The 25,920-nt window shown below is 73.0% G+C and carries 33 protein-coding genes; 11 read left to right on the forward strand and 22 right to left on the reverse strand.

Features of this window, described 5'->3' with window-relative positions:
- Nucleotides 1-97 precede the first annotated feature (97 nt).
- From ACSHXC_RS43010 to ACSHXC_RS43025, 4 genes are all read right to left on the reverse strand, one after another.
- The gene (locus tag ACSHXC_RS43010) at nt 98-2,269 is read right to left on the reverse strand and encodes a zinc finger domain-containing protein (protein WP_438297805.1); all 2,172 of its coding nucleotides are present in this window, start codon (nt 2,267-2,269) and stop codon (nt 98-100) included.
- Nucleotides 2,270-2,693: 424 nt separating this feature from the next.
- On the reverse strand, nt 2,694-2,981 hold the full coding sequence (locus tag ACSHXC_RS43015) for a hypothetical protein (RefSeq protein WP_382072709.1): 288 nt from the start codon (nt 2,979-2,981) through the stop codon (nt 2,694-2,696).
- A gap of 496 nt (nt 2,982-3,477) precedes the next feature.
- Nucleotides 3,478-4,029, reverse strand: coding sequence for a GNAT family N-acetyltransferase (locus ACSHXC_RS43020; protein WP_438297806.1), 552 nt, complete (start codon nt 4,027-4,029; stop codon nt 3,478-3,480).
- 12 nt (nt 4,030-4,041) lie between these two features.
- On the reverse strand, nt 4,042-5,289 hold the full coding sequence (locus ACSHXC_RS43025) for a twin-arginine translocation signal domain-containing protein (RefSeq protein WP_438297807.1): 1,248 nt from the start codon (nt 5,287-5,289) through the stop codon (nt 4,042-4,044).
- Nucleotides 5,290-5,460: 171 nt separating this feature from the next.
- On the opposite strand from ACSHXC_RS43025, the gene ACSHXC_RS43030 reads away from it, so the two are divergent.
- Together ACSHXC_RS43030 and ACSHXC_RS43035 are read left to right on the forward strand one after the other, a co-directional pair.
- Nucleotides 5,461-5,928, forward strand: coding sequence for a bifunctional DNA primase/polymerase (locus ACSHXC_RS43030; RefSeq protein ID WP_438297809.1), 468 nt, complete (start codon nt 5,461-5,463; stop codon nt 5,926-5,928).
- A complete protein-coding gene (locus tag ACSHXC_RS43035) occupies nt 5,925-6,320 on the forward strand; it encodes a restriction endonuclease (protein WP_438297810.1) in 396 nt (131 codons plus the stop codon). The genes ACSHXC_RS43030 and ACSHXC_RS43035 overlap by 4 nt, the downstream gene beginning before the upstream one ends.
- A 332-nt stretch (nt 6,321-6,652) precedes the next feature.
- Here the strand turns inward: ACSHXC_RS43035 and ACSHXC_RS43040 are convergent, their stop codons facing one another.
- Nucleotides 6,653-7,228, reverse strand: a complete 576-nt coding sequence (locus ACSHXC_RS43040; protein ID WP_438297811.1) for a hypothetical protein — start codon at nt 7,226-7,228, stop codon at nt 6,653-6,655.
- A 473-nt stretch (nt 7,229-7,701) separates the two neighbouring features.
- The gene (locus tag ACSHXC_RS43045) at nt 7,702-8,625 is read right to left on the reverse strand and encodes a hypothetical protein (RefSeq protein ID WP_438297812.1); all 924 of its coding nucleotides are present in this window, start codon (nt 8,623-8,625) and stop codon (nt 7,702-7,704) included.
- 409 nt (nt 8,626-9,034) lie between these two features.
- Here ACSHXC_RS43045 and ACSHXC_RS43050 point away from each other — a divergent pair, with 409 nt between their 5' ends.
- Together ACSHXC_RS43050 and ACSHXC_RS43055 are read left to right on the forward strand one after the other, a co-directional pair.
- On the forward strand, nt 9,035-9,235 hold the full coding sequence (locus tag ACSHXC_RS43050) for a hypothetical protein (RefSeq protein ID WP_438297813.1): 201 nt from the start codon (nt 9,035-9,037) through the stop codon (nt 9,233-9,235).
- A 66-nt stretch (nt 9,236-9,301) separates the two neighbouring features.
- Complete coding sequence (locus tag ACSHXC_RS43055) at nt 9,302-9,592, forward strand: hypothetical protein (protein WP_438297815.1); 291 nt, start codon at nt 9,302-9,304, stop codon at nt 9,590-9,592.
- A 9-nt stretch (nt 9,593-9,601) separates the two neighbouring features.
- Here the strand turns inward: ACSHXC_RS43055 and ACSHXC_RS43060 are convergent, their stop codons facing one another.
- The 5 genes from ACSHXC_RS43060 to ACSHXC_RS43080 all read right to left on the reverse strand — a co-directional run bounded on the left by ACSHXC_RS43060 (nt 9,602) and on the right by ACSHXC_RS43080 (nt 13,230).
- Nucleotides 9,602-10,096, reverse strand: coding sequence for a hypothetical protein (locus ACSHXC_RS43060; protein ID WP_438297817.1), 495 nt, complete (start codon nt 10,094-10,096; stop codon nt 9,602-9,604).
- 131 nt (nt 10,097-10,227) lie between these two features.
- Entirely contained in the window at nt 10,228-11,139 is a 912-nt protein-coding gene (locus tag ACSHXC_RS43065) for a RapZ C-terminal domain-containing protein (RefSeq protein ID WP_438297819.1), read from the reverse strand.
- A 34-nt stretch (nt 11,140-11,173) separates the two neighbouring features.
- Nucleotides 11,174-11,320: a hypothetical protein gene (locus ACSHXC_RS43070; protein ID WP_438297821.1), complete on the reverse strand. Its 147-nt coding sequence runs from the start codon at nt 11,318-11,320 to the stop codon at nt 11,174-11,176.
- 6 nt (nt 11,321-11,326) lie between these two features.
- Nucleotides 11,327-11,920 (reverse strand): hypothetical protein, encoded by a 594-nt coding sequence (locus ACSHXC_RS43075; protein ID WP_438297823.1) that lies wholly within the window; start codon nt 11,918-11,920, stop codon nt 11,327-11,329.
- Nucleotides 11,920-13,230 (reverse strand): hypothetical protein, encoded by a 1,311-nt coding sequence (locus ACSHXC_RS43080; protein WP_438297824.1) that lies wholly within the window; start codon nt 13,228-13,230, stop codon nt 11,920-11,922. Before ACSHXC_RS43080 ends, ACSHXC_RS43075 begins: the two co-directional genes overlap by 1 nt.
- 117 nt (nt 13,231-13,347) lie before the next feature.
- Here ACSHXC_RS43080 and ACSHXC_RS43085 point away from each other — a divergent pair, with 117 nt between their 5' ends.
- The 7 genes from ACSHXC_RS43085 to ACSHXC_RS43115 all read left to right on the forward strand — a co-directional run bounded on the left by ACSHXC_RS43085 (nt 13,348) and on the right by ACSHXC_RS43115 (nt 19,119).
- Nucleotides 13,348-13,857 carry a hypothetical protein gene (locus tag ACSHXC_RS43085; RefSeq protein ID WP_438297826.1) on the forward strand — a complete coding sequence of 170 codons (510 nt, stop codon included), beginning with the start codon at nt 13,348-13,350 and terminating at the stop codon, nt 13,855-13,857.
- The gene (locus ACSHXC_RS43090) at nt 13,854-14,942 is read left to right on the forward strand and encodes a tyrosine-type recombinase/integrase (RefSeq protein WP_438297828.1); all 1,089 of its coding nucleotides are present in this window, start codon (nt 13,854-13,856) and stop codon (nt 14,940-14,942) included. Before ACSHXC_RS43085 ends, ACSHXC_RS43090 begins: the two co-directional genes overlap by 4 nt.
- Nucleotides 14,943-15,020: 78 nt before the next feature.
- The gene (locus ACSHXC_RS43095; RefSeq protein ID WP_438297830.1) at nt 15,021-15,263 is read left to right on the forward strand and encodes a hypothetical protein; all 243 of its coding nucleotides are present in this window, start codon (nt 15,021-15,023) and stop codon (nt 15,261-15,263) included.
- Between the two features lie 111 nt (nt 15,264-15,374).
- On the forward strand, nt 15,375-16,292 hold the full coding sequence (locus ACSHXC_RS43100; RefSeq protein ID WP_438297831.1) for a hypothetical protein: 918 nt from the start codon (nt 15,375-15,377) through the stop codon (nt 16,290-16,292).
- 122 nt (nt 16,293-16,414) lie between these two features.
- Nucleotides 16,415-17,047 (forward strand): hypothetical protein, encoded by a 633-nt coding sequence (locus ACSHXC_RS43105; RefSeq protein ID WP_438297832.1) that lies wholly within the window; start codon nt 16,415-16,417, stop codon nt 17,045-17,047.
- Nucleotides 17,048-17,222: 175 nt separating this feature from the next.
- Nucleotides 17,223-18,830, forward strand: a complete 1,608-nt coding sequence (locus tag ACSHXC_RS43110) for a 3'-5' exonuclease (protein ID WP_438297833.1) — start codon at nt 17,223-17,225, stop codon at nt 18,828-18,830.
- 7 nt (nt 18,831-18,837) lie between these two features.
- Entirely contained in the window at nt 18,838-19,119 is a 282-nt protein-coding gene (locus ACSHXC_RS43115) for a hypothetical protein (protein ID WP_438297834.1), read from the forward strand.
- Nucleotides 19,120-19,157: 38 nt separating this feature from the next.
- Here the strand turns inward: ACSHXC_RS43115 and ACSHXC_RS43120 are convergent, their stop codons facing one another.
- The 11 genes from ACSHXC_RS43120 to ACSHXC_RS43170 all read right to left on the reverse strand — a co-directional run.
- Entirely contained in the window at nt 19,158-19,358 is a 201-nt protein-coding gene (locus ACSHXC_RS43120) for a hypothetical protein (protein ID WP_438297835.1), read from the reverse strand.
- Nucleotides 19,359-19,454: 96 nt separating this feature from the next.
- Nucleotides 19,455-19,763 (reverse strand): hypothetical protein, encoded by a 309-nt coding sequence (locus ACSHXC_RS43125; RefSeq protein ID WP_438297837.1) that lies wholly within the window; start codon nt 19,761-19,763, stop codon nt 19,455-19,457.
- A 30-nt stretch (nt 19,764-19,793) separates the two neighbouring features.
- The gene (locus ACSHXC_RS43130; protein WP_438297839.1) at nt 19,794-20,084 is read right to left on the reverse strand and encodes a hypothetical protein; all 291 of its coding nucleotides are present in this window, start codon (nt 20,082-20,084) and stop codon (nt 19,794-19,796) included.
- Between the two features lie 27 nt (nt 20,085-20,111).
- Complete coding sequence (locus ACSHXC_RS43135; protein WP_438297841.1) at nt 20,112-21,707, reverse strand: hypothetical protein; 1,596 nt, start codon at nt 21,705-21,707, stop codon at nt 20,112-20,114.
- A 70-nt stretch (nt 21,708-21,777) separates the two neighbouring features.
- Nucleotides 21,778-22,341 carry a hypothetical protein gene (locus ACSHXC_RS43140; protein WP_438297842.1) on the reverse strand — a complete coding sequence of 188 codons (564 nt, stop codon included), beginning with the start codon at nt 22,339-22,341 and terminating at the stop codon, nt 21,778-21,780.
- On the reverse strand, nt 22,338-22,715 hold the full coding sequence (locus ACSHXC_RS43145; RefSeq protein WP_438297843.1) for a hypothetical protein: 378 nt from the start codon (nt 22,713-22,715) through the stop codon (nt 22,338-22,340). The genes ACSHXC_RS43140 and ACSHXC_RS43145 overlap by 4 nt, the downstream gene beginning before the upstream one ends.
- Nucleotides 22,716-22,747: 32 nt before the next feature.
- A complete protein-coding gene (locus tag ACSHXC_RS43150) occupies nt 22,748-23,095 on the reverse strand; it encodes a hypothetical protein (RefSeq protein ID WP_438297844.1) in 348 nt (115 codons plus the stop codon).
- Complete coding sequence (locus tag ACSHXC_RS43155) at nt 23,092-23,853, reverse strand: hypothetical protein (protein WP_438297846.1); 762 nt, start codon at nt 23,851-23,853, stop codon at nt 23,092-23,094. Before ACSHXC_RS43155 ends, ACSHXC_RS43150 begins: the two co-directional genes overlap by 4 nt.
- Entirely contained in the window at nt 23,850-24,944 is a 1,095-nt protein-coding gene (locus ACSHXC_RS43160) for a DnaB-like helicase N-terminal domain-containing protein (protein WP_438297847.1), read from the reverse strand. Before ACSHXC_RS43160 ends, ACSHXC_RS43155 begins: the two co-directional genes overlap by 4 nt.
- Nucleotides 24,941-25,495, reverse strand: a complete 555-nt coding sequence (locus tag ACSHXC_RS43165; RefSeq protein ID WP_438297849.1) for a DUF1643 domain-containing protein — start codon at nt 25,493-25,495, stop codon at nt 24,941-24,943. The genes ACSHXC_RS43160 and ACSHXC_RS43165 overlap by 4 nt, the downstream gene beginning before the upstream one ends.
- Nucleotides 25,492-25,920 (reverse strand): DUF4326 domain-containing protein (locus tag ACSHXC_RS43170; RefSeq protein WP_438297850.1); only part of this gene is annotated, 429 nt, incomplete at its 5' end. The genes ACSHXC_RS43170 and ACSHXC_RS43165, both read right to left, overlap by 4 nt.

Genomic DNA, 25,920 nt, shown 5'->3' on the forward strand with positions numbered 1-25,920 from the left:
TTGGCCGGAAGTAATAACAAGCCCTGTGGTGGGCGCCCTTCCGAAGATCGTCAGAACCGCGCGGCTGCGGCCGGGGGCCACGGCCCTGCCGTGACACTCAGGCGGTGGCGATACGGCGCAGGATGCGGGCCTTGGCGGCGGCGTGGTCGCCGCGGCCGTCGGCGGTGCGGGGGTAACGGCGGCGGGGCAGGGCGGGCAGCGTGGTGACGACCAGCTCGGCCTGCTCCTGGTGCGTCTGGACGCCGGTGCGCACGCCCTTCTTCGGGGCACGCATCCACTCCTCCTCCTGGCGCCACCAGCGGTACAGCTCGATCTCGACGGCGTACCGGCGTGCACGGCTTGCCGTGACACCGTGGCAGCCCAGGGCCTTCGCCGCGGCGACCAGGGAGCCGGGCCGGGGGCGGTAGTAGGGGGTTCCGGAGCGTTCGCGGGTGAGGGTGCGGCGGGCGACGTGCTGGTCGGCTCCTCGGCGGCGTACGACGGTGCCGGCGGCCGTGGTGCAGCGGGCACCCGGGGCGGCCTGGCAGGTGGGGCACTCGTGGTGGACGGCCATGACGGCGCGGGTGACGACCATGAGGTTGCGCAGGGCGCTCAGGTGCCGGGCTGCAGTACGCGGAGCGTACCCAGTGCGAGCGCACAGCTCAGAGAGGCTCAGCGGGCGTTCTGCGTGCTCGATGAGCTGCTGGTAGATCCGACCGGCGTGGTGACCGAGCCCTCCGGCGTGGGTCTCGGTGGCCCGGCCGTAGGCGAAAACGTCGGCCTGACCTGCTGCGAGACGTTCCTGGAGACGAGAGATCAGGGTGGTCCGCCTCTCCCCTACGGGGGGCGGGGTTCCTTGTGTCCCACCCTGCGCAGCGGGGGTGAATCCAGGGTGCGCAGCGGTGACGGGGAGCAGCTCGTGGGTGCCCGCGGGTCCGTCGGTGGCGCGGTCGGCGAGCCAGCCGTCGAGGGTGAGGCGGTTCTGGGCCCGGTGCATGGTGGAGCGGCCGTGGGCGGCGGCGATGGCGGCGCGGCGGACGTCGAGGTCGAGGACGGTGGTGCCGGAGCGCAGCGCGTACAGGCACCGCAGGTCGAGGGCGGCGCGGTCGGCGGGGCCGGACTTGCAGGCCCAGCGCTCGGGGTGGGCGTCGGCGGCGGCCTGGACGTCCTCGACCAGGGCGACGACGTCGGCGATGGTCTCCGTCCACTCCAGGGTGTCCTCGGTGAGCGGCAGGGTGGCCGCGTACGCCACGCAGCGGGCCCACTGGCGGGCCAGCTTCTCGCGGGCTTGGGTCTCGGGCAGGACGATGCGCAGCGTGCCGCGCCGGGTGCTGGTGCAGGCGTGCAGGAGACCGCCCTCGCGGTGGCGGCGCTCGTCGAGCAGCTTCTCGACCATCGGCCATGTCCAGCGGCGCAGGGCGAGGCGGTCGAGCAGGGAGGCCAGGGTCTCGCTGACGCGGTCCTCGGCCGGGCGGCGGGTGAGCAGGGCGAACGTCTCGTCGTCCAACAGGGTGTTCGGGGTGCCGGCCAGCCGCGGGCCCAGCTCGTCGTCGAGGACCTGGGCGTGCTGCTGCTCGCGCACGATGCGCGGGCGGACGGTCGCGGGGGCCGGGACGGAGTCGATGATGAGCGCGAGGCGCACGAACGCGTCGGAGACGTTGCCGCAGCCGGTGGGGGAGAGCAGGGCGGCGGCGCGGCGGGAGTCGAGCGGGGCCTGCAGCTGGCTGCGCCCGCCGTCGCGGTGGGGGGCGCCGATCGGGCGGACCGCACCGGTGGCGGGGTTGCACAGCAGGCCGTGGTCGAGGGTGGGCAGGCGCAGCGCGGCGGCCTTGGCGATGGAGGCGACCAGCACGGCCTCCAGCGGCTCGGCGGAGGTGACCCAGACGTGCCGTCCGCCGGCGGATCCGGAGGCGGCGACCACGTAGGTCAGCCCGGCCTCCTCCAGCCAGCGCAGCAGGGTCGAGAGGTCGGGGCCGGTGTCGCCGCGCTTGGAGTCGAGGTCGAAGCAGACCCAGCGGAAGCGGTCGAGGCGGTCGGCGAGGTGCACGGCGTACGGGCCGTACGGGGCGACCTGCGGCAGGGGCTGGGACTTGTAGGAGTGCAGCCAGTCGCCCTCCCCGGAACGGGTGTCCACCCGGATGGAGGCACGCGGGGACAGCTCCAGGAACAGCGCCTGGAGGTCGACCAGCTCCACCTCGAAGAGGGGCAGAACACCTGTATGGGGGTTGTGATTCGGGGCAGATGACGGGCTGTGCTCGCCCGACTCCTCGGACACTCCGGGGGTCGGCATGAGCTGTCCGGCACCGTAGCGGTCCGCTACGATGGGAGGTGCTCCTAACTCCATATGCACGCCGAAGCCCCCCTACCGCCGTACGGCGGAGGGCCTCAACGCGACCAACCAGGCGCGTGATCAGGGCTCCGAACTCCATATGTGGTCAGGACACCACCGGCCCGACAGTCGCCTGGTAAGCGATCTGTGGGGCTCGATCTCACCTCCTGTCTTTTGGCGGGCGAGGGACTCGGTTGGGAAGCCGGGAACCTCTGGGTGGGGGCGTTGGGAGACGCCTCTTGCGGGTGGGTGTTGCAGGTAAAGCAATGAAGCGATGGGTTTCAGCGGCCCTGGAAAAGACGCTGGACCCGGTACGTCGGAAGGGCTCGCCCCAGTTGAGGAACTGGGGCTTTTTAACGCCCGGCCGACGGTTCAGCAGGAGGCGCTATCCGGTTAACGGAAGCGCCTCCTGCTGGTTCAGCTCGTCGGCCCACGCGGGGCGTCCGTTCTCATCGACCGGCATTCGCTTGATCAGCTCGTTGACCAACCCGGCGAAGCTCAGCCCGGTGGATCCCGCAGCCTTGATGGCCTTCTCTGCCATGTCCGGCACGATCACCACGCCTGTGCGCCAGTTCTGACCGGACTTCGGGTCGTACGTCACAGGCCGGCCGGTCTGCGCGCGACCGCGCACCGGGCCGTTGGCCTCGACTCCCTTACCGATCTTCCTAGTCACGTTGCCGATCTTCGCATAGTCCGCGACGCTTTCACTACCGACTAGCCGCGTGTCGTGGGAATTCTTCTGGGGCGGACGTTTACTTTCCGGCCTCCGGTGTCCCGCGAGGTGAGGGCCCATCAGGGCCGGGCGTGCCCGTCCGGGTTGGGCACCATGCACTCCGGCGCGCGGCGAAGCCGTCAACGGCCGTCCGACAACACCACCCGATCCGGGCATCGGTGCCCCCTCCCTCGTTCGTGATCGCCTGGCGCTCTAGTCGATAGACGGACCGGCTCGCCGAATCGTTACAGCTTCGGGGACACCAGTTTTTGCACGTCAGGTGGTGTCCCTGGGGCTGGCACTGCTGTCCGGCGTGGTGTCCCGCCGGGCGGGAGACTGGGCGTCTCCCGGGGAGACGGTTGTCCGGGCCGGGCGCGGCGAGGGGCATGGGTCGCGTCGTCACGGTGAGAGGAACGTCGACTTCGCGGATTCCGTTACAGCCCGCCGTCCGGGCCGGTCAGCGCTGGGGGAGGTCGAGCAGCATGGCGTGGAACAGCGGGGCGTCCGGGATGCGGGGGCGCAGGTCTCCGAGCGTCGTCCAGCCCCACGATTCGTACAGCGCGTGGACCTTGGGGTGCTCCTGGTCGACCAGCAGCGTCGCGCGCTCCTCGGTGCGCTCGGCGAGCAGGGCGTCGTGCAGGCGGCGGGCGGCGCCGGTCTTGCGCCAGGGGACGCGCACCATCAGCTCGGAGAGGGCGTAGGTGCGGGTGCCGGTCTCCTCGAGGACGTCGGCCGGCACCGCGGTGAGCAGTCCGCCCCACCACTTCGCATCGGACGGGAGCGGGGCGCCGTAGGCGTAGCCGACGGCCTGGTCGTTGTCGTAGCCGACGGTGCAGGTCCAGCCGGGTCGGCTGCTCCAGCCGTCGAGGCCCTGGGCGAACCGCTCGACGCCAGCGAACGGGTCGGTCTCGGCGGCCTTCGCGTAGACCTCGGCGTAAACGTCGAGCAGCAGCGGGCGCAGCTCGGCGGCGTGGTGGTGGTCGTAGTGCCGTATGTCGATGCCGGTCACGGGTGGGGGCTCCTATGCGGTGAGGCGGGTGCGGACGCGGTCGAGGCGGTCGGTGATGCTGCGGCTGTCGAGGGAGGCGACGTCGAGGCCCGTGACGGTGGCCGCGGCCTGCTCGCGCTCGCCCTGGTCCAGCTGCAGCTCGGCCAGCTGGACCGTGTAGTACGTGCGGTTGCGGCGCATCGCCTCCGGCAGCAGGTCGAGGGCCTGCGCGGTGGCGGCCTCGGCCTGGTCGTAGCGGCCAAGGGCGCGGTGGGCGATGGCGGCGAGACCGGACAGTTCGGCCGGGGTGAGGAACGCGAGCCAGGTGGGGACCGGGGCGGTGGGGTCGATGCGGTCGTACGCCTTCTCGGCGCCGAGCAGCGCGCGGGCGGCGCCGGTGCGGTCGCCGGTGCGGGCCTGGCCGATGGCGAGGCGGGCGTGCAGCAGGGCGGCGATGCGCGGGTCCTGGCGGGCGCGGCGGTTGTCGAGGGCGGCGCGGGTGATCTGGACGGCCTCGCGGTGGCGGCCGGCGCGGCGGGCCTGCAGGGAGAGGTCGGACCAGGCGCGGGCGACGGCCGCGGGGTCGGCGGCGAGCATCGCGGACTGCAGGGCGGCGGCGTGGAACAGCCCGGCCTGGTCGGCGTTGCCGGAGTCGTGGCAGGCCCAACCGGCGGACGCGTACAGGCTGCTGATCGCGGCGTGCAGTGCCTTCTCGACGCGCTCGCCGTAGGTGCAGCCGTCCAGGGCGCCGCGCAGCCGGGCGATGTACTCGGTGGACACCGACACCAGCGGGCCCCCGCCGATGGAGAAGAAGTGCGCGTCCATCCTGCTGATCCGCTCATGGACGCGCTGGACGTCGCTCATCGCCAGACGGCCCCCGGTGGGGGTGTCGTCGATGCCCAGGGCGAGCGCGACGGTGGCCGCGGCGGACGCGGTGATGAAGCGGCGGCGCTGCACGGGGTCCTCCTCCTGCTGCTTCGGTGCCGACGTCGACCGTGGCAGCAGCGGCGGGGCGGGCAGGTTGGCGCTGTTCTTCCCGCGGGGCACGAACCCCAGGGCCTGGGCTGGACGGTCGAAGATCTGTTCCAGCGGCAGAAGGTACTTGGTCCAGGGCCAGCGCACCTCGCCGGAGACCCATCGGCGTACGTGCCGGTCGGCGCAGTCCCCGCGCTTGCCGAAGATGCCTTCCGCGACCTCGTTGACCTCGTCGGCCAGCGTGCGGTGGGTGAAGTCGTACTCGGCGAGCAGAGCTTCGAGGACGGTGTTGCGCCGTCTGTCCATCGGTCCCCCGGGCGTGTGGAGCGTGCGCGTGACGGTAGTCCTGGAGCGCGCCATGCGTAGGCAAAACTGTCCGCTCTCCGTACGGGAACTGCCCGGAATCTGGCCTGAGCCCACCCGTACGGGTGGCGGTTGTCTAGGAGTACCGAGACGACAGCGATCCGGGAGCGCCCCGTGCCGAACTCCGACCACGGCAAACGCCGTGCCACCTGGGCCTCGAAAGCCACCGTGGACGACCAGACCAGGCAGCGGTGGCTGCGCAGCTCCAGCACCACCGACTGGGTGCGCTGCGGGACGCGCTGGGACGCGGTCGCCGTCCACCCGCTGGAGCGCGGCCTGGAGGCGCTCGACCTCCTCGACGTCGAGACGGGGGAGGGCTACCCGGTCCTCGCCGACCACCTGAGCAGCAGGCTGTACCTGATGGTGCCGGCAGGCACCGCGGGCGCGGCCGACGGGCTGCCCGGGGTGCGGGTGCTCTCCGATGGCCACCAGGTCCTCGTGCCGCTGAGCGGGCACGGCTCGGCGGCGGCCGACTGGATCAGCGAACCCGGCCCCGGGGCGCCCCGGCTGTGGGACGTCGACCAGCTCGTCGGCGCGCTGCGCGAGCGGGACGCGGCCGACCGGCAGGCGGTGGCCTCGTGACCGACACCTTCGAGGTGGTCTTCGACCCGGACGGCCGGATCACCGGCGAACTGCCCCCGGACCGCGAGACGCACGAGCAGCTGGTGCGCACGGTGCTGGCCTGGTCCGACCTGCTCGACGCCGACGGCTACGAGCAGGTCGGACTGCTGCTCTCCGGCGCCGGGCAGGTCGTCGCCGACGACGTACGCCGGTACGCCGCCCGCCTCGGCGACGACGACGGGAAGCGGCTGTTCGCCGAGATCGTGCTGGGCGAGGCGGCCGGCCGACTGCCGCGCCGCTCCTCGACCCTGCGCAGCGTGCAGAACAAGGCCCGGCTGATCCGGGCGCTGTACGAACGCCTCGACCGGCTCGTCGAGGCGGCACCGGAGCCGGTGGAGACTCCCTCGGCCTGACCCACCACAGACCGGCCCGTCGCCTCCCCCCGTGGGCGCGGGCCCCGCAGGTCCCGGGGGCGCGGAGAGCTAGGGCGGCCCGCGTCTCCGGGACCTTTCCACGCGCGCGCCCGCGTAGGACGGTCTCACGGGTTCCACGGATGTTCCTTTTCCCAGGTCAGCGCGTTGCGGCCCGGTCTCGCAGACGCGGCCGGGCGCGCTGCGCTTCCGGTGGTGCGGCCGATCGCGGTAGCCTGGTAGGGACGTCAGGGGTCGTGGGCCCCTGGAAGACGTGGGGCCAGGTGACCTGGGGCATTACCGGGAGCCTGGCCTGGCGCATGTCTGGGGCCTGTTCAGCGCACCTCGACGGGGAAGTCGATGACCCGCTCCCCGAGGATCTCGCGGTACTGCGGCTCGCCCAGCTTCTCCGCCCGCACCGCGCCGGCCACGACGTCGGCGACCCACAGCAGCGGCTCGGCCGCGCCGGGCAGGTGGTCGAGGCGGAAGACGGCGTCCTTCGGCAGCGCGTACCGGGCCTGCTGGACGGTGGCGATGTCGCGGGCGTTGAGGACCTGGTCGCGGGCCTCCATGAACAGGTGCTCCACCCCGAACCCGTGCAGCTCGCAGACCAGCAGGTTCAGGCAATGCGCGCGGGCCCGCTCCTGCCGGCGCGGTCTCACCGGGGCGCCGACGGCGACGACGTGCAGCCCGTCGAGGGCGGCCACCGTACGGGCCAGCTCGCCGCGCTGCGCGGTGTCGGCCTTGGTCCAGTGCACCTTCGTCGAGGCGTGCCTCGCCTGCAGGCGCAGCATCCGCTCGCGGGCCTGGTCGAGGGCGCCGTCCTCGATGACCGCCGCGGCGATGATGTAGAACCCGGCGTCGTCGTGCTCCTGGAAGGACTCATCCGACCAGGCCGTGCTCGTGCTCACGTACCTGTGCCCCTGCTCTCGCTGGTGAAGCCGTCATTCTCGCCGCGCCCCGGAGCCACCCGCCACCGAATGCCGGTGATCCCTCCTTGAGATCCGTCCCCGCCCCTGCGAGCCTTCCAACTGCCCTACGAGTAACGGGAGGTACGCACGATGCCGGTGAAAGGCGGGTGCCAGAACTGCGGCGCCCCGATCCAGCCCAAGGACAAGGACCGTCCGTGTAAGTGCGGAGCGTGGCAGCGGCGTTGACCGGCACGCTCCCGCAGACGGCCGACGGCCGCACCCTGCTTGTGCAGACGCGGCCACCGGAGATCAGCCTCTGACCCGAACCCCGTTGCTCCACGGCGCGCACGGATCTGCACCACGACGAAGCCGTTTCGCGCCGGGGAGTGACGGGGCCAGCGGGGCCCCGGGGGCGGCGAAGCCCCCGGGTACCACGCGGCCCGGCCACAGGTCTGTGCCCCGGCCCCGTACGGTCAGCGCAGCCGCTGAACCTTCGTCACCAGCCGCTGCCGCTCGCGCTCGGACTTCGCCTTCACCCGCTCCAGCACCCGCAGGTCCACGGCCTCCTCGACGCCGGCGCGCACCAAGTCGGTCAGCTGGGTGGGGGAGAGCGCCTCGGCCTGGACGGTGGCGAACATCAGCTCGCCGCGCCGGTCGGTCCGCTTCTGCGGCGAGGTGACCAGCCCGTACCGGGTGATCTGCTCCTCGGTCACGGCGAGCCGGATCACGGTCGGCGGGGTGCCGCCCATCTCCTGGACGAACACCTCGACGTCCTCGGCCGCGGCGTCGATGATGCTGAGCCCGCTGGGGTCGTAGTCCCCGATGCTGAGCACGGTGGTGGGCACCTCGCGGTAGGCGATGCGGGCGGCGGCGTCGTGCTTGGCGCACACCGACTCGAACCCGCCGCTGCAGTAGACGGCGACGCCGTAGTCCTTGGTGACGTCCGAGATCATCGGCATCATGCCCTGGGCCTCGATCCACACCTCGACCGCGCGGGGCTGGCCCTCGGTGAGCGGGCGGGCGTAGAACTCGGCGGAGCTGCGCACGGAGTCCCAGAAGTGGGCCGGGCTGTCGTAGCCGAAGGAGTGGCCGGCCGACGTGGCGCGGTCGTCGCGGATCGAGTCCATCGGGATCAGGCGGGCCCGCCGGGCGCGGTTGAGGGTCTCCTGCAGCCGGTCGTAGGCCCGCTCCTCCTTGGGGTACGCGAACGCGCCGACCAGCCGGTAGAAGACCTGCCGCGCGGTCATCGGCAGGTGTGCGCGGTACTCGTCGAGGACGGCGCGCACCTGGTCGACCAGCAGCAGCGTGTCCGGCTTCGGGGTCCAGGGGGCGAATCCTCGCGGGCGGGTCCGCCGGTAGGAGCGTCCCGAGACGGTGTTACGGCCTGCCGTGCTCATGCCTCCATCGTGGCACCGGGCCGACCGGCGGCGGGCCGGGCGCCGGTGCTCACCGCGGCGGACCGGGCCGGGCCCCGGAGCCCGAGGGGCAGCCGGGCAGGCGTTCGGAGGGGACGGGTTGCGGCGTACGGCTGACGCGCGGAGATCACGGGGCCGAGAATGGGCCGCTGTCCTCGTCCACCACGACCTTCCAGGGGGGAACCGTCCATGCTGATCCGGCTGTTCGGCATCAAGGGCACGTTGAAGATCGCCGCCGTGTTCGTCGTCGGCGTCATGCTCTACGGCTGCGCGAAGGGCTGATCACCCGCGTCCACCCGGCGCCTTGATCGTTGAGCAGGTCATGGTCTGGGGAGTCGACGGTATGCAGGCGGCGGGCACCGGGAGGCACCGGCGGCCCAAAGGTGAGCCGGTGCCCCGGATCTGCTTCTGCGGGACGTGCGGCGAGTCGGTGCTCTGCCTGCCCCCGACCGGCCCGGCCCGGCACGCGCGGCCGTCTCCGACGTGGCTCCCGGTGCCCGCGGCCGACAACGACGACCAGGACGTGCCCGAAGCATCCGCTGGCGTCGTGCTCGCCTTCCGGCAGCGCGGCCCCCGGCGTCGGCGGCGCTGACGGGCCGCCCACCGGATCGCGGAGACCCGGCGTGCCCCACCCCGCTGGGCCCATAGGCTGCCCGGCATGGACGACCTCGCTATCTCCGCCACCGTCTCCGACGACGTCGAGTTCATCGGCGGCCCGTACGCCGGCACCACACAGACGCTCGCCGCCCGCCCTGGGGCCCCAGACGAACTGCCCGCGTTCCTGTTCTGGTGGGGCCCCGGCGAGGTCCCCGAGCAGGCGGCGGCCGGGCGCACGGCCGAAGAGGTCGCACAGACCCGGCACCACTACCAGCTGTTCGGCAAGAACCTCGTGACCGGGCGCTCCCGGTACCTGTGGTGTGAGCCGATCACCCCGGCCTCCGGCGACTGACTCCCGACGTCACTCGGTGGCCGCGTCCGGCGCGGCCTGCTTGTCGACCCACCGGGGCATCGGGCCATCGGGGTTGGGGACGAAGGACCCGTCCGGCACTCCCTGCCGAGCCTGGAAGACCGGCGGGGGCGGCCATCCGCCCGGCGGCGCCGGGGCGACGGGCTCCGGCGGTTCGGTCTGGGCGGGCGGCACCTCGTCGGGCGCGTAGACCTCCCACGACCAGCTCTCCTCGCCACGCCGCGCGGCAACGACCCGGTCGCTGTCGGCCTCCTGCGCCTCTCGGCGGGCCCGGTCGAGGGCCTGGAGCATCTGCAGCCCGAAGTCCGCGGGCACCTTGTCCTCCGGGGACTTCCTGCGGACGGGCAGGTGCTTGTCGCCCCGACTGTCGTGCACGACCACATGGCCGTTCTCGTCATGCTCGATGTGGGTGACCCACCCCATGCGGAGCAGCTGGAAGGGGCCGTCCCGGTACGACGGGTTCAGGATCCAGACGTTCGCTGGCACGGGCGTCTCCTCGGCTCGGTGATCGGGTGCGCCCATCATCACCGGCACTGCCCGACGGGCGGGGCCGTACCCTCATACGCGGGAGCCCGCAGCCAGTTCCGATGGCTGCGGGCTCCCTTTGCGTCGCGCGGTCAGCGGGCGACGACGTCCTTGTCGAGGTCGCGGTGGACCAGATCGACGGCCAGGCGGCGCTCGGCGAACGGCTTGGCGGCGTCGGCCAGTCCGTACGCGGCGGCGCTCTCGACGTCGCCGGAGACGACGGCGCGCAGGGCGAGGGCCGTGGTAGCTGCCCTGTGGCGTCCGCCGGCGCACTGGGTGACCACGGTGATGGGCGCGGCCGTGGGTCCGGCGAGGTAGCCCTGGACCTGCAGCGCGGTCGCTGCGAGCAGCTCGCGGACGCCGGGGGTGTCCATGACCGTGTCGCGCACGACCTGGTCGTGGGCGGTGAGCTGGCGGAGGTCGGCGCGGACGTGCGGGTCGCGGAAGTGCGCCCGGAGGTCGAGCGCGATGGTGGCGCGCTGCAGGACGTCGGCCCACTTGCCCTCGGCGTCGTCGTGCAGGCGGCCGACGGACACCACGGTGACGTCGGCCGGCGCCTGGGCGACGATCCGGTCCCGGCGGGGGTCCCAGCCGGTGCAGTGCTCGCGCACCTCGCCGTCCTTGCCCCTGACGGTGATCTGCCACGACGGCCAGCTCTCGCGGGGGCCGCGGTCGATGGCGAGGACCTCGTACTCGCTGTCGGCGTACCCGTGGTCGTAGCGGCCACCGACGCGGCGGGGCCCGACCTGCAGGGCGGTGTGCTCCTCCCAGGTCATCTCGAAGCCCTCCTCCCGGTCCCCGAGCGCCTCGGCCGGGATGGTGCTGTCGCACTCCTGGCAGCGGCTCCACACCGTGGCGTTGACGGTGCCGCAGCTCGCGCACGTCCAGGACGGGCGCTGGCAGTCGTGGCACGCGTCGTACGCCGGCGGGTTGTCGGCCCCGCAACTGCACGTCCACGCGCGACGGGCGCGTTTCGCGGCGGCGAGATCGGTCTCGTACGTCATCCGGTTCTCCTTCGGGTCGGTTACTGGCTGGGCCTCAGTCGTCGGCGTCGACGACCGTGACGTTGACGATGTGGTCCGCCTGGAAGGGCAAGTCCTCGTACTCGCGGGCGACGGAGTCGTCGGAGACGGTGGTCTCGACGACGGACCCGTCTGCCTGGTGGACGGTGATCTTCTTGGCCACGGCGGGTTACTCGCTGGCCTGCTGGGCGATGGGGGCGACCTTGCGCAGCCGCTCGGCGGCGTGGCGCAGCCGGGACATCTCGACCTGAAGCGTGGCGTGGGCGTCGTGGTCGCGGTCGACGAATCCGGCGCCCTCGTCGAGCAGCTTGGCGAGGATGGCGACGACGTCGGCGACGTCGCTGATCCCGCCCTCGATGTTCCCGTCGGTGACCAGGCGCAATTCGGCGCGGGCGAGCAGGTCCAGGGGCTCCATGTCCCCCTTGTCGAACTCGGTGCCGGCGTCCTGGCTGCGGTCAACGCGGACGGTGGCCAGCCCCAGGCCCGGGAGCATCCGGCTGGGGGAGTCGGGCCGGTCCGGGTCGAGCTGGACCATCGCGCCGGCGATGTGGGCCACCACGACCTCGACGGGGTCGGGGTGCAGGGCCTGGGCGGCGCGGACGTGCTCCTCGACGAACAGGGGCGTGTCGGCCGGGAGCGCGGCGGCGAGGGCGGCCAGCTCACCGGTCGTGCCGATCTCACGGGAGGCGGGCAGCACCTCCTTGAACCGCGCGACGTCGGCCTCGGCCTGCTCGGTGAGCTGTTCCTGGGTGGGCTCGGTCATCAGCGGCTCTCCTTGGCCTGGGGAAGGTTCCAGTCCAGGGCGGCCTGGACGGTGAGGAGCACGTTGTCGCGGCTCCTCGGGGGGCTGGTGAGGATCTGCTCGCAGTCGATGGCCCACTCGGGGGAGGGCCCGGAGCGCAGCAGCTCGACGGGGCGGAGGTCACCCGGGTGAGTGATCCAGCCGTACACCGTGTCCACGTCGGCGTTGCTGAGCGCGGCGGCCATCAGGTAGCCGGACAGCAGCCTGCAGCTCTGGCTGTGCCAGTAGTCGTTGTTCGTCGGCTGCGCGTAGCGCTGGAGCAGGCCGGCCGCCGTCTCAAGGGCCTTCGCCGGGTCCGAGCAGGCGGCGATGTCGAGCAGGTAGGCCATCCGCTCCTTCTCCCGGTACGCCGTGATGACGGAGTCGAGGTGCTTGCGGATGCTGGCCTCGGCGAGACTGTCGAGGCGCTCGGCGAGCAGGGCGGCCACCGTGCGCTTCGAGCCGCTGCGCTCCTTGTCGGTCAGCTCGGCGTACGCGGCGTACACCCGCTCGCGGGTGCCGTCCTCCGCGGGAAGGCGCTCCGGCGCGCGGTCCCGGGCGATGTCCTGCGCGAGGCTGCGTTCGGTGGTTGCTCGGCGGCGGTGCTCCGGGGCGACGGGCTCCTCGACCACGGCGAGCCGCTCGTAGACGTCGGCGCGGGCGAGGTGCTTGGCGGCCCACACTTCCCGCCTCTCCTTGGCGGCGGGCGTGCCCGTGGCGGCCATCGCTTCGTTGTACGCGGTGTCGATCTCCTTGCGCAGTTCCTCGGCCCGGTCGTGGAGCTGGCGGGCCTCGGCGCGGCGCGCGTCGCCCTCGGCGCGGGCGGCCTCGTCTGTGAGAGAGGGCAGCAGGGAGCTGACTGCCTTCTGCTCGTCGGTCAGGTCGGCGTACCAGCCGTCCAGGTAGCGGGCGTGGGTGGCGGCGTCGGCCGGGCCGTTGCCGATGCCGGTACGCCGGCGCTGCATGAGGACCCACGCGCCCACCGTGGTGTTCCACCGTTCGTGGGCGGCCTGCCGGGAGCTGCTGGCGGCGTATCCGATGTCGGTCCAGCTGGCGCCGCGTTCGCGCTCGGCGACGACGGCCTGGTCGACCAGCCGCTCGGTGAGGCCGTGAATGAACAGGGCGTCGCGCAGCAGGCTGCCGTGGTCGTCGGCGGGGTAGAGCTGGGCGACGTCGCGCAGGGCGGCGTCGGTGATCTCGCGCAGGGTCTGGGCGCGGGCGAGCATCGCTTCGTCGGCCGGCGCGAGGGCCGGGGGCCGCTCGCGCTCGGTGGGTTCGTTCGTCTCTTCCATGCTGTAAAGGTAGCCCTGACAGAGCGGCGCGTCAGGGAAAACCTGACGATTCGGCGGGATTACTCCGTACGGGTGGCGCGAAAGAACCGACAGGATAATTACGGTTATCCTGTGCCTATGGCAGAGGTCACCCAGACAGGCGAAAAGATCGAACATGTGCACCAGGAAGGCATCACGGCCGACCTGCTCGCGGCCCGGGGCGGCTTCCGGGGGATGGAGGACGACGTCCGCCGGTGCCTGCGCGAGGACGCACCCTGCGGACTGACCGGCACGGCCGACGCCTCGATCACGGTCACCTACACCGTGCGCGCCGAAGACGGCTTCCACGAGTACCGCGGTGCCGCCTGGTGCGCGGAGCCGGGGTGCGTCGCCTTCGAGCGGGAGAACGCGTGGGTGCAGGCGCTGCACCGGCTCCTCGACACCGACCCCGGCCGTGACCTGTCGTGGTCGGATCCGCTGGATCACGCCTTCGCCCAGTTCGAGGGCGTGTACTGGTGGGCCGCGCGCCACCCGACCCCGGAGCGCCTGGAGCGGGCGGCCCACTGGCGCCCGGAGTTGGCCCGGCTCGTCGCGGAGCGCTTCCCCGACCTCCCCCCGCTGGTCCCGGCGACGGGCGGCGGCCGGTGACCGGCACCGCACCGGTCCTGCGCCCGGCGGCCGGCGCGCTGTCGACCGGCACCCGCGACCCGCGCGACCTCTGGCCGGAGCACGCCCGGCGGCTGTACGACCACCTGGTGGCGCTGTACGGCGAGACCGACCCGCTGCCCACCCTCGCCGCGGCCTGGATCGGACACCAGCGCTCGGTCAACACCCAGCGCTCCTACGCCCGCGGCTTCCGGGTGTTCGAGGAGTTCGCCCGGGAGCACGGCGCGCACCCGATGGCCGTGAAGTTCGCCCTGGCCGACTCCTTCCGGCTCTACCTGGAGGTGACGCCGACCTGGGTGCGGGTCAAGGGCGGCCGGCGCGGCGAGATGGTCCGCACCGGGGAGCCGTACAGCGAGGCGTCCCGGGCGAACGCCCTGTCGTCGGCCTCCTCGTTCTTCACCTACCTGGACAAGGTCAGCGACGACGGGGTGAAGAACCCCTTCGACGCCGTGCAGCGTCCGTACCTCGATCCGGACTACTCGCCCACCCCCGGCTACACCGAGCAGGAGTGGGCGACCCTGGTGGTCACCGCACGGGACCACCACCGGGTCGAGGCGTACCGCAAGCGCGCGTACGCCCTGCTGCTCATGCTCTACACCTGCTGCCTGCGCATCGACTCCCTGCTCGCGGCCCGGGTCGAGGACCTCGGCTACGACAAGGGCCACCGGGTGCTGCTGCTGGAGAAGATGAAGGGCGGCGGGCGGAAGAAGAAGCCCATCCCGCCGGTCACCTGGGACGCGCTGCAGGACTACCTCGGCGGCCGGGAGACCGGGTGGCTGTTCTGCACGGCCAGCGGCGGCCAGCTCGACGAACCCGCCGTGTGGCGGCTGCTCCAGGCGCTGGCCAAGCGCGCGGGTCTCCCGCTGCGCGGCCCCCACGGCGTCAAGGGCGACGCGGTGACCCACGCCCTGGCCAAGAAGGACGCCCGGCCGGACAAGGTGCAGAGCTGGGCCGACCACAAGGACTCCCGCACCACCCAGCGCTACAACCGGCGCAAGGAACTGCTCGACGACAGCCCCGGCTACGGCATCGGAGCCGACCTCGCCGGCGCGCTGAACGAGAACTGACCACCCGCGCGCAGTTCCCAGAGACACCCCCGACGCTCCCGCGACGGGGGTGTCCGCTTTGGGTGTGACGGTCCGGCCATGACCTGGACGAAGAACCCCTCCGCCCGCCGCTCGATCCGCTCCGTCCTGTGGGCGCGGCACTGGCGGGAGCTGTACGCCTGGCTGCTCGCCGGGCTCCTCCTCGACGCCCTCGTCTGCTGCGGTGGCCACGGCTTCGATCCCCGCTCGGCCTGGGACCTGGGCGTCGGCGTGCTCGCGCTCGCGGCCGTGCGCACCGGGCTGATCCGCTGGGCTGACCGGCTCACCAGCCGGGACCGATGACCGGCCGGCGGGACGCTTGCGCGTACGCGTGCGCGCATAAAGGGGGGTCCAGAAAGTCCAGAAACCCCGCAGTGCACGGCGCAGCCGTCGGCCGTACGCGACAATCGGCGGGTGCCGGAGTACCCCTCGATCACCGCGCTGGACCGCCTCCTGGACGACCTGGTCGTCGGCGAGGCGCGGCGCCGTCAGCTCGGGATGGTCCGTGGGGAGCTGCTGCGGGCCCTGGACCGGGGCGCGATGCCGATGACCGCGCGGCGCGGCCTGCGCCGGCTCCTCGAGGAAGAAGCCCTCCGCCCCTACCTCCGGCTCGCCAAGTCGGGGGCGCTGCGCACGCGGCTGGTCGACGGGCAGCGTCCCCCGACTTCGGAGGCGACGAACGAGATCCGCCGGCAGTGCGTGGACGTGCTGCGCGACGCGCTCGGCCTGCCCCCGCTGCTGCTCGGCGGCGGGGCGCTGCCGCTGCAACCGACCCCGGCCTTCGGCGACCTCGCCGCGCTGCGCCGCCAGCTCGACCAGGACCTCGCCGGACACATGCCGCCCGGCCAGATCCGACTGACCGCCGTGCTGGGCCTGGTCCTCGACGCGGCCCCGCGCTCCGGGGAGCTGGTGGCGCTGCGCCTGGACGACTTCACCCCGGGCAACACCGCGGTGTACGTCGAGCGCCACCCGCAGCGCGGCGGCGGCGACCTGGACGGAGAGGGCGAGCACTTCGAGCTGTCGCCGCTGACCCGGGCCGCGCTCGGCCGCTGGCTGCCGGTGCGTGCGGAGCTGGCCCAACGCGCCCACGGCACCTCGCGGCTGTGGGTCTCGCTGTGGCACAACCACGACGGCCACGCGGGCGAGGAAGGCGCGACGCTCAACCGCCCGCCCGGGATGCCGCTGGAGGAGAACGGGCTGGTCACCTCCTACCGCCGGGGCCGGAGCCGGTACGGGCTCGCCGGGCTGCTGCCCCCGAAGCTGGAGCAGCTGCGCCGGGCTGTCATCAGCGAGGCGCCGCCCGTCGCCGTCGAAACGGCTGAACCCGCCTGAGTCTTCTTCTGCTGGCCGCAGGTGCTTTGAGCTGGGGTTTCGGGCCGCCCGGCGCCCCGCAGGGCTTGTTATTAGGCGCGGCGGCCTTGTGGTGGCTTTAAACGACGTCGTTTACTGAACTCATGGCTACGCGACGAATCACGCTGACCCTCTCCGTGCAGCAGGCGGGGCGGTTGAGGGCCTTGGTAAGAAAGCACCGGAAAGCCGAGACGGATTTCGCGGATGAGCTGGTCGAGCAGCGGGCGCAGTCGCTGACGGAGCCGGTCGACTCTCCGCAGTGGGAGCGGGCGGTGCGGCGGCTTCGCCGCCAGGCGCGCATCGAGGCCGCGGAGGTGCGGCCGGAGCGGTGGCCGTCGCTCGACGTCCTCATGGGCCGGGCCCTGGCGGCGCGGCTGGAGCTGCCGGATACCGCGGGCCCCTGGGCGCCTCTGACGCAGGCCGAGCAGACCCGGCTGTCGCTGTCGGGGCGGTGGCCGGCGTGCGTGTCGGGGTGCGAACGCGGCACGGACGAGCGGGCGTTCACGCTGGATGCGGACCTCGTGCTGCGGCTGCGTACGGCGGCCTGGCGCATCTCCGAGCCGGTGCTGGATGAGCTGGAAGAGAAAGGGCTCACCGGACTGCAGAGCGCGCTGAGCGAAGAGGACCGTGCGGAGCGCGAGCGGCTGGCCGCGAAGTTGTTCCCGTCCAGTCGGATCGCCCGCGAGGCGGTCGAGGAGCACTGGCCGTTTCCCCTGGTGGCGCAGCCTTCGAGCTGACCGCCACGGCGGGCATTTGAAACGACGTCGTTTAGGTAAAAGCGCAATCGCGCGCGCGTATTTAACGGTCCTTTCGGGTTTCTGAATTCGATTACGGAAACCCTTGATTGTGGTTTACGCTTTTCCGTGTTGCGGGTATTCGTGCGGCACGGGATTCGACACTGGAGGGCAGGCAGTGGGCAAGCAGAAGGGGTTCGGGCCGGTGCAGCTGGCCGACCATGCCGGGCTGTACCGCTGGCAGGTGGATCGGGGCATGGCGAAGGGCTTGGTGCCCCGGCCGGCGCTGGAGTCGGGCCGGTGGTCGGACGAACAGGCGGCCGACGTCGCCGCGCGGTCCGGGGAGATCAGCGAGGTGCTCGGCGACCGGCAGGGGTACGGGGCCAAGCGCACGGCCGAACTCCTGCAGGAGAACACCGGAGTTGAGCTGTGGTCGGCGGACGTCGAGACGCTGGCGGCGCGCGGGCTGATCGATGAGACGGGGGAGTGGAAGGGGTACGCGCTCTACGACCCGAAGGTGGCGTCGGAGCCGTCGGCGGAGGTCGCCGCGGCGCTGCGCGAGATCGTCGAGCAGCGGACGGCCTGGTACGCGTCGAGCGTCACGCGGGAGGCGGCGGCCGGGCGGTGCGGGTGGTCGGAGCTGGAGTTCGAGAACCGGGCCCGCGAGGCGGGCATGGAGCCGGGGCAGTTCGGCCGGTGGGCGCTGGACGGCGTAGAGCGGCTGGCCGGGGTCGAGGCACCGGACGTCGCCGGCGCGCGGATGTTCGGCCCGGATGAGGCGGCGGAGCACATGGGCATCCGGCGCCGGGAGTTCGACTACTGCGTCGATGCCGGGTGGCTGACCCCGGTCTCGGAGATCACGCGCACGGTGTGGACCGGGCAGTACAGCCGGTACAGCAAGACCGTGAAGGTGCCGCTGTACCGGGCGGCGGACCTGGAGGCGGTGCTGCGGATCGAGGACGTCGACTGGGCCAAGGTCCGCACGCTCAAGCCGCGGCAGGTCTCCCCGCTGCGGAAGTACGCCTCCCAGGCCCCGAAGCGGTCGGCGGCGGTGCACGCGTTCGTCGAGCGGCTGCGCGGCGAGCACGGCCTGGTCGCCTGGTCCCGGTACGCGAACCTGGCCAACCGCTGGATCGTCGACTGGGAGCCGAGCGAGGACGGCACGCCGACCGTCGAGGACGTCCAGGCGCTGCTCGCGGCCGACGCCGACCTGGTGCCGTACGCCGACACCGTGCAGCTGCTCGGCGACGTCGGGCAGGTCGTCCACTGGGCCCGGCGGATGCTGCAGCCCGGCGCCGCCGTGCTGATCGACACGGAGACCCACGACCTGTGGGGCAGTGTCATGGAGGTCGCCGTGGTGGACTGCGCGACCGGCGAGGCGCTCCTGGACACGCTGGTGAACCCGGAGGTCCCGGTGACCGACGGCGCGTTCGCGGTGCACGGCATCAGTGACGAGATGGTCGCGGACGCGCCCACCTTCGACCAGGTGCTGCCGGACCTGCTGCGGGTCACGGCCGGCCGCGCGCTGCTCGCCTACAACGAGGAGTACGACCGTGAGGTCATCAAGGGCGACTGCAGGCGCCGGGAGCTGGCCCCGGGCCACCTGGGCAGGCGGGCGAACTGGGACTGTGTGATGGAGTCCCTGACCACCTGGGAGGGCCTGCGCGACTGGCCCGCCCTCGGCGGCGGCCCCGGGCCCTGGGCGATGCCCTGGCCGCGCTGGACGTCCTGCGTCAGCTGGCCAGCGCCCCGCCCTGGGTGCTGCCGAAGGAGACCGAGAAGGTGAGCGCCTGATGCCCCAGATCCGCCTGATGGGCTCGAACGACGACGACGTACGGCGCACGGCCGATGCGGTGGTGCGGGCGCTGAGCGCCTGGCCGGAGACCCGGGTGGGCGACGTCTCCAACCCGGTTCCGAACCGGCGCGGGTCCGGCTGCCGCATCTACATCGAGGTCCTGGCGGACGTCGCCACCGACGGGGTCGAGGTCACCGTCGAGCGGGACGACCAGGCGCAGCCGCGGCGTACGGCGCGCGCGGAGCTGCCCGCCGGGCGCGGTCGTCGGCTGCCGCGCTGACGCCTCATCTCCGGTCGGATTTATGGAACTCGCGCAGCTCAGGGAGTCGCGGGCGGGGTGCCGAGCACGCCCCGCTCGCGCAGCTGCTGCAGGCCCTGGAGCCCGCCTCGGTACGGGGGCCCGTTCTCGACGTCGGCCTCGGCGGCGCGCACCCGGCGGGCGGGCTCTGTGGTGGGCGCGGGTGCGGCGGGTGCCTGGGGCTGCGGGCCGTGGCCCAGCGGCCGGCGTGCGGTGCTCATGAGCGCTGATCGTACGGACCGTACGGCGGTGCGGACGACGCAGAACGGGCCCTCATTCGAGGGCCCGTTTCTATAAGAGCTGTCGAGCGGCGCAGGTCAGACGGCCATTCCGTAGACGATGGTGAAGACCGTGCCGAGTGAGCCGATGATGAACACCCCGGTCAGCCCGGCGACGATGAGGCCCTTGCCCTGCTCGGCGCTGAACGTGTCACGCAGGGCGGTGGCGCCGATGCGCTGCTTGGCCGCGCCCCAGATGGCGATGGCGAGGCACAGCAGGATCGCGACGGCCATGACCACCTGGACCATCGTCTTCGCCTCGGTGCCGAGCGCACCGAAGGGACCCCAGTTGGGGGCGATCCCGCCGATGATCGTATTGATGTCGCCCTTGTCGGCTGCCATCAACATCTCGCGTCCTCCTCGTAGTTGGTAGCTGGGTTATCCGGCCAGCCGGTCGGCGGCCTGGTCGAGGGCCGTGGCGTCGTCGAGTGCGGCGTTGTAGCGGGCGGCCCGCTGCGGTGACCAGTGACGGCGGCGGTACGCGAACAGGCTGACCAGCGTGATGAAGCGGAAGTTGCCGCGCTGCTCGGCGAGCAGGTGCCCGCCGTCGATGAGCTGTCCGACGGTGTGCGGGTTCACGCACAGCAGCGACGCGGCCAGCGGCACGGGAACGGTCATCTCCTCCCACGCCCCCGACCACATCGGCTCGCTGTCCGGCTCTTCCTCCATGACCTCCCCCTTCGTTGTGCGCGGGCCTCAGCGTCCGCTGGGCGTGTTGTGCAGGAACTCCAGGCGCTGCTGCGCCATCGACAGGTGCCGGCGGTCGAGCGAGGGCAGGGCCCGCAGCAGGCTGATCAGCTCGGGGCCGCACTCGCGGGCCTGGCGCGGGTCGCGCATCTGCGTCCAGCAGTGGTGGGCGCTCTGCGCGGCGGCGAGGACTTCCGGCGCGTCCGGTGACTGGTGGGCGAGACGGGTGCGCCCGGAGGCGATCCACAGCTGCGTCGCCAGCTGGTAGTTGCCCTCGCGCTTGGCGAGGTCGGCGCGGATCTCGACCCACTGGGTGGCCTGCGGGGAGTCGATGCCGTGGGTCTGCAGCGTGTGCTGCTCCCACGCCTGGGCGAGGCGGGCGGCCTCGCGGTGCTGCCCGGCTTCGGAGAGTGCGTGGATGTGCGGGCGCGGGTCCTGCTGCGCCGGGACCGGCTGCGGCACCGGGACGGGCTGCGGCGCGGGCGCGGGGGTCTGCTGCGGCACGTACGGCTGGGGTGCCGCCGGAGCCGGGTGCGGGTGCGGGGCGCGGACCGGCTGCTGCACGGGTTCCGTCCGGTGCTGGTGGGCCGGGGCGGCGCCTCGGGCGGCCTCGTCGTACAGGGGAGCGGCCGGGGCCTCGGCGGGCGCCTGGGGGCGCGGTGTGGGCGCGGGGAACTGCGGTACGGGCTGCTGGTGTTGGGCAGCGGCGGGCACCGGGCCGGGCGGGGCGTGGTGCTGCGGCTGAGGGGTCGGCGCCGGGTAGTCGAACTGCGGCGGGGGCGGGGACGGCATCCGGTTCAGGCCCGGTGCCACTTCGGCCGGCTCCTCGGTGCGACGGCGGGGAAGGACGGATGTGTCCCCGGCGAGCAGCCGCTGCAGGTTGCTCTTCGGGGGGTGGGCCGCGGGCTCGTCGTACGACGGGGCGGCGTTGATCTCGGGGGCGAAGGGGATGACCAGGGCGCCGGGCGGCAGGGCGGCGGTGCCCACGGTCAGCGCGTGCAGCCGGGAGTTGGTGGGCCGGTCGGGGTTGCGGCGCAGCTGCTCGATCCAGGCGCGGGTGTAGGTGCTCACGCCCGTCTCGGTGCCGGGGAAGCCGGGCGGTGCGATGACGCCGAAGACCTCGGCGTTGGTGGCGGCCGGCAGGGTGCCGTACTCCTGGAGCAGAGGCCACGCGGTCTTGTCGGCGGCGAGGTCGAACAGCACGGTGGTCAGGCCCGGTGGCCGGGTGCGCAGTTCGATCCCGAGCCACTCCCAGGGCAGGGCCGCGTAGCGGGCGGTCGCCGCGGTGGTGCCCGGCAGGGCGAGGTAGAGGCTCTGCCCCCGGCGGTCGGTGGTGAGGCGGCCGGAGAGGTAGACCAACAACGGGCCCGGGGTCGCCGCGGCGGCCCGGAGGCGGACCTGCAGGGCGTTCTGGTCGTGGATCCCGTCGAGGTACGTGGTGTCGCTGGGCAGGTCGCTGCCGAGCAGTACGGGCACGGGGACGACCGACAGGGCCGCGAGGTTCGCTGACGGCATCACCTGCACACTCCGCCGTCGGGCTGCGATGTCGCCCGCGAGCAGCAGTACGTGCCCGCGCTGTTGTTGTTCCGCCCCGTTGATCTGCATGGACAGCACCGTACTCACACGCAAAAAACCCCGGCGGGGCTTTCCGCCGGGGTTCCTTGCTGCAGCTTCGTCACATGTCGATGTCGGGCCCGTCGTCGGGTACGGGCTCGGCGGCGGCGCGCTCGGCGTACAGGTCGGAGACGGTCTCCTTGCCCCAGTCGCCGGCGCGCTCGATCCGCTCGGCGAGGTCGGGACCGACCTCCTGCAGGATCGCGGTCGTGCGGGAGTCGACGAACGCGTTGTACTCGGCTTCCTTGGCCGGGTCGTTGTCCCACGGCTCCCAGGCGTCGTCCGGGTGCTGCTTGTAGTACTCGCCGCTGGCGTGGGCACGAGCGGCGTCGCGGGCCTGCTCGGCGGGGCTGACCGGCTCCACCGGCCGGGCGGGGATGATGCCGGCGGCCTCGGCGCCGGGCACGATCATCTCGTCCCACTCGCAGGCGGCGTACTCGGCGTCCTCGCCGGAGCCCTCGATGTAGCGCTGGCGCTGGGTGTCGCCGTACCCGGCGGCCTCCAGGGTCCGCTCGTAGTCGGCGGCCTGCCCCTCGTACCCGGTGGGCTCGGCCGTCACGGTGACCGGGGCCCAGATGTCGTCCGCCTGCTGGGGCTTCTCGCCGTTCTGCTTCTCGCCGTTCACAGGTCGATCTCCTCGTCGTCGTCGCGGTCGCGGGCCTTGCTGTCGCTGTCGGCCGGGGTCGGCTCATAGCTGCGGGTGTGGGTGGCGTGGTCCAGGCCCCGGGCGGCGAAGCCCTTGTCGCCGTCGCCGCGGTGCTCCTTCTCCGCGTCGGCGACCTCCGGGCCGGTGGCTCCGGCGGCGTGGACCAGGTGGCGGGCGTGGGCGGCCTGCCGCTCGTAGGCGCTGACGTCGGCGGCGGTGACCTTCTCGCCGGCGGCCGTCTTCTGCTCCAGCTCGCTGGCGGTCGCGTCGAGCTGGGCAAGGGCCGGGAGTAAGGCGGCGACCTCCTCCTGGTGGGCGGCCTGGGGGTCCTGCTCGGTGTCGGTGCTGCTCACGGTGGTGCTCCTCTCGGTGAGGTGACGGGGTCTTAGAAGTCGATGTCGAGGTCGTCGTCGCGCTCGGCGGCGGGACCAATTGGTCCCGGATCGGGCCGGTCGGGCTCGGGCGGCCAGCCGGTGCCCGTCGGACCGTGCACGGTGACCTCGTGGGGGTGGACCTCGGCCTGGACGTGGCCGCGGTAGACCAGGGCGCCGCCGGGCAGGAACTGCAGCGCCGGGTGGGAGCGGACGTCGTCCTGCGGGCGGACGGCGTCCTTCTCGGTGAGCGGGGTGCGGTCGACGGTGCGGCCGTCGATGAGCAGCCCCTTCTCCCCGACCTCGACGGTGTGGCCGCGCCACTGCCTGACGAGCCGCCCCTGGGGCGCGGTGGGCTTCACCGCCCGCTCTCCTCGCGCTCGGCGGCCGTCAGCTCGACCGGCGCCTGGTGGCCGGCGGCCAGCAGCAGCGCGGCGACGTCGAGTTCGTCGCCCGGCGCCACGGCCCGGGACTCGCGGGCCTGGCTCGCGGCGACCAGGGCCTCGACGCTCCGGCTGATGCCCTCGACCCGGGCGACCTCGGAGCGGTGCTCCCAGACCTTCTCGGCGACGCGGGTCTGCCCCTCGACGACGGCGAGCGCGACCTGGGTGCGGCCGTCGGTCTCCGCCATGACGCGCTCGTGACGCTGCTCGCGCTCGAGGCGGCGGTCCCCGCGCCACAGCGGAGCGCACACCGCGTAGACGGCGGCGGTGCCGACCAGCCACAGCAGGGCGCGCAGCGACCAGATCGGCGTCCAGGCTGCGATGCCGAGCAGGGCGAAGGTGCCGCCGGCCGCGAACGAGATGCGGGTGGTGTCGCTGTCGCCGTGCTTCTTGGCGGCCGACACGGTGCCCGCGGCGGCGGCGAGCGCGGCGAGCAGCCCGCTGATCCACAGCGGCTGGGTCGAGCCGTCGGGAAGCTCCTGGTGCCAGCCCCACGCCAGCAACGTCGCCGCGGTGGTCACCAGGCCCGGCGCGATGCGGCCGAAGTGCTCCCAGATGACCCGGGCCGCGCTGCGCACGGGCGGCAGCGGCTCGACGCCCGGCACGTACGGGGCGGTGATCTGGTGCTCGCGCTCGATCAGGTACTCGGTCGGGTTGAACGGGACCGGCTCGTTCACAGATCCATCTCCATCTCGTGGGCTGGGGCGGGAAGTTCGGGGGAGGCGCCGGGAGCGCCTGGAGCGGGCTCCTTGTCGCTGGCCAGCTCCGGCTCACGCGCGGCGTGCTGGATGCGCTCGTGGTCGGCGGCGACCGGCTGCAGCGCCTGTTCGGCGTGGTCGACCAGGGCGCCGGGGGCAAGGCCCGGGTGGCGGCTGTAGTTGCGGATGTCGTGGCCGGCCGCGTCGAGCCGGTCGAGGGCGGCAGTGCCCAGGACCTGCTCGGCGGTGTAGGCGGCGGTGCCGCCCATCCCGGCGTCCTCCAGCTCGGCGAGGACCTGTTCGCTGGGCTGGGGCCCGGGGTGGCGCTGGGCCTCCCACGCGACGGTCAGCGGGTCGATGGGGGCGTGCCGCTCGTCGAGCGTGCGCATCGCCTTGTAGACCGCGGCCAGCTGCGGGTGGGAGAAGTCCCCCTCCTGCAGCCAGCCGGTGACCTCTCGCAGCTGCCTCGGCTCGTAGAGCAGGGAGGCGACGGTCTCGCCCTCGGCCTGGATGTCGACCCGGGCCCGCTCGGTGCGGGGCACCGGGGCGACCTCCTGCTCGGGGGTGGTGTCGAGCAGGTTGCGCACCGTCTCCGGCGCGGCCTTCCAGGCGGCGTCCAGCTGAGCGAGGCGTCGGCCGGTGGCGTCGGCCTGTTCCAGCGCCTTGAGCGCCTGGTCGACCTCGGCCTGGCGGGCGGTGTCGCGCAGTTGCTCGCCCGCGTGCCCCACGGCCCGGTGGATCGCGGCCTCCAGCACCATCCCGCCGTACAGCGGGGCGGTGCGCGGGTTGGGGCAGACGCTCGCGTTGGCCAGTTGGGATATCCGGGAGGGGGTGAGGGTCTGCCGGATGCCCGGCTCCTCGATCTTCGCCACGGCCGCGGTGACGGCGGCCGGGATCTCCTTCGGGGAGACCTTGGTGAAGTCGATCGAGTGCAGCGTCTGCCACAAGGCGGCGTAGTCCGGGCGGGAGAAGGTGCCCGGCGGGATCCAGCGCATCGAGGGCAGCGCGTCGGGGCGGTGCAGCATCGCCCCGAGCAGCGCTTCCTCCGCCTTGCGGGTCAGCCGCTTCACCGGACTGCCCCCGCCGGGGTGTAGCGGGTGAGCGGGGCGTTCTTGGCGAGGTAGAGCGGGTGGCGGGGGTGCCCGGCCTGGGTGGTGCCCAGGGACCACAGCCGCGCGCCGTGCGCGGTGAGCAGCGCCTCGACGGCGCGGGCCCGGGGCAGACGGCCCCAGGTGCCCCAGCCGACGGTGACGTCCGGGACGGTCTCGGCGAGGAATCCGAGCACCTGATCGTTGACGGGGCCGATGATGTCGGCCCGGTGCATGAGCGCGTACGGGTCCCGGCAGCGCTCGGCGAACAGGTTGCCCAGCACCAGCCCGCCGTGGCCCTCACGCTTCGCGTAGCCGATCAGGCGGCGCACGGTGGCGTCGTCCTGGGCGGCGGTCGCGGTCGAGGGGTTGAGCAGCACGAACGCGGCGTACGTGCCGCCGGGCTCCCAGGTCCGGGTGAGGGTGTAGCGGTGGGCATAGCCGGAGCCGAACGTCGCGGTGGCGCCCGGGTGTTCGTGGTGGACCAGGCCGTGCTCGGCGGCCCAGGTGCGGATCTGCTCAGGGATCGTCACGGTGTCACCTCCACCGTGTCGGCCCGTTCGGCGAGCACCAGCGCGTGGCACGGCTCGCCCTCGGCGCACCAGCAGCCCAGCCGCCGGCCGCGCAGCCGGGGCAGCTCCCGGGCGACCAGGTCCGCGTGCTGGTCCAGCCAGCGCTCGTACTTGGCCACGCAGGTGGCGGCGTCGCCGTGCTTGCCGACGACGAACGGGTTGGCGAGCAGGTGACCGGCGAGGTGCCAGCCGCCCCGGTACATCGGGCGGCCGACGTAGAGGACGTCCCGGATCTCCGGGTCGTCGCGGCGGCCCTTGAGGCAGACCACGGTCGTCGGACCGGCGGCCAGCGGCGCGCTCTCCTCGACGGCGGCCTGCTCCTGGCGCTCCTCGCCGAACAGGCCCAGCTGCAGCCCGCCGTTCATCTCCGGGTCGAAGGGCTTGCG

Origin of the sequence: Streptomyces sp. HUAS TT7 (assembly GCF_051550175.1) — a bacterium.
Classification (GTDB): Bacteria; Actinomycetota; Actinomycetes; order Streptomycetales; family Streptomycetaceae; genus Streptomyces.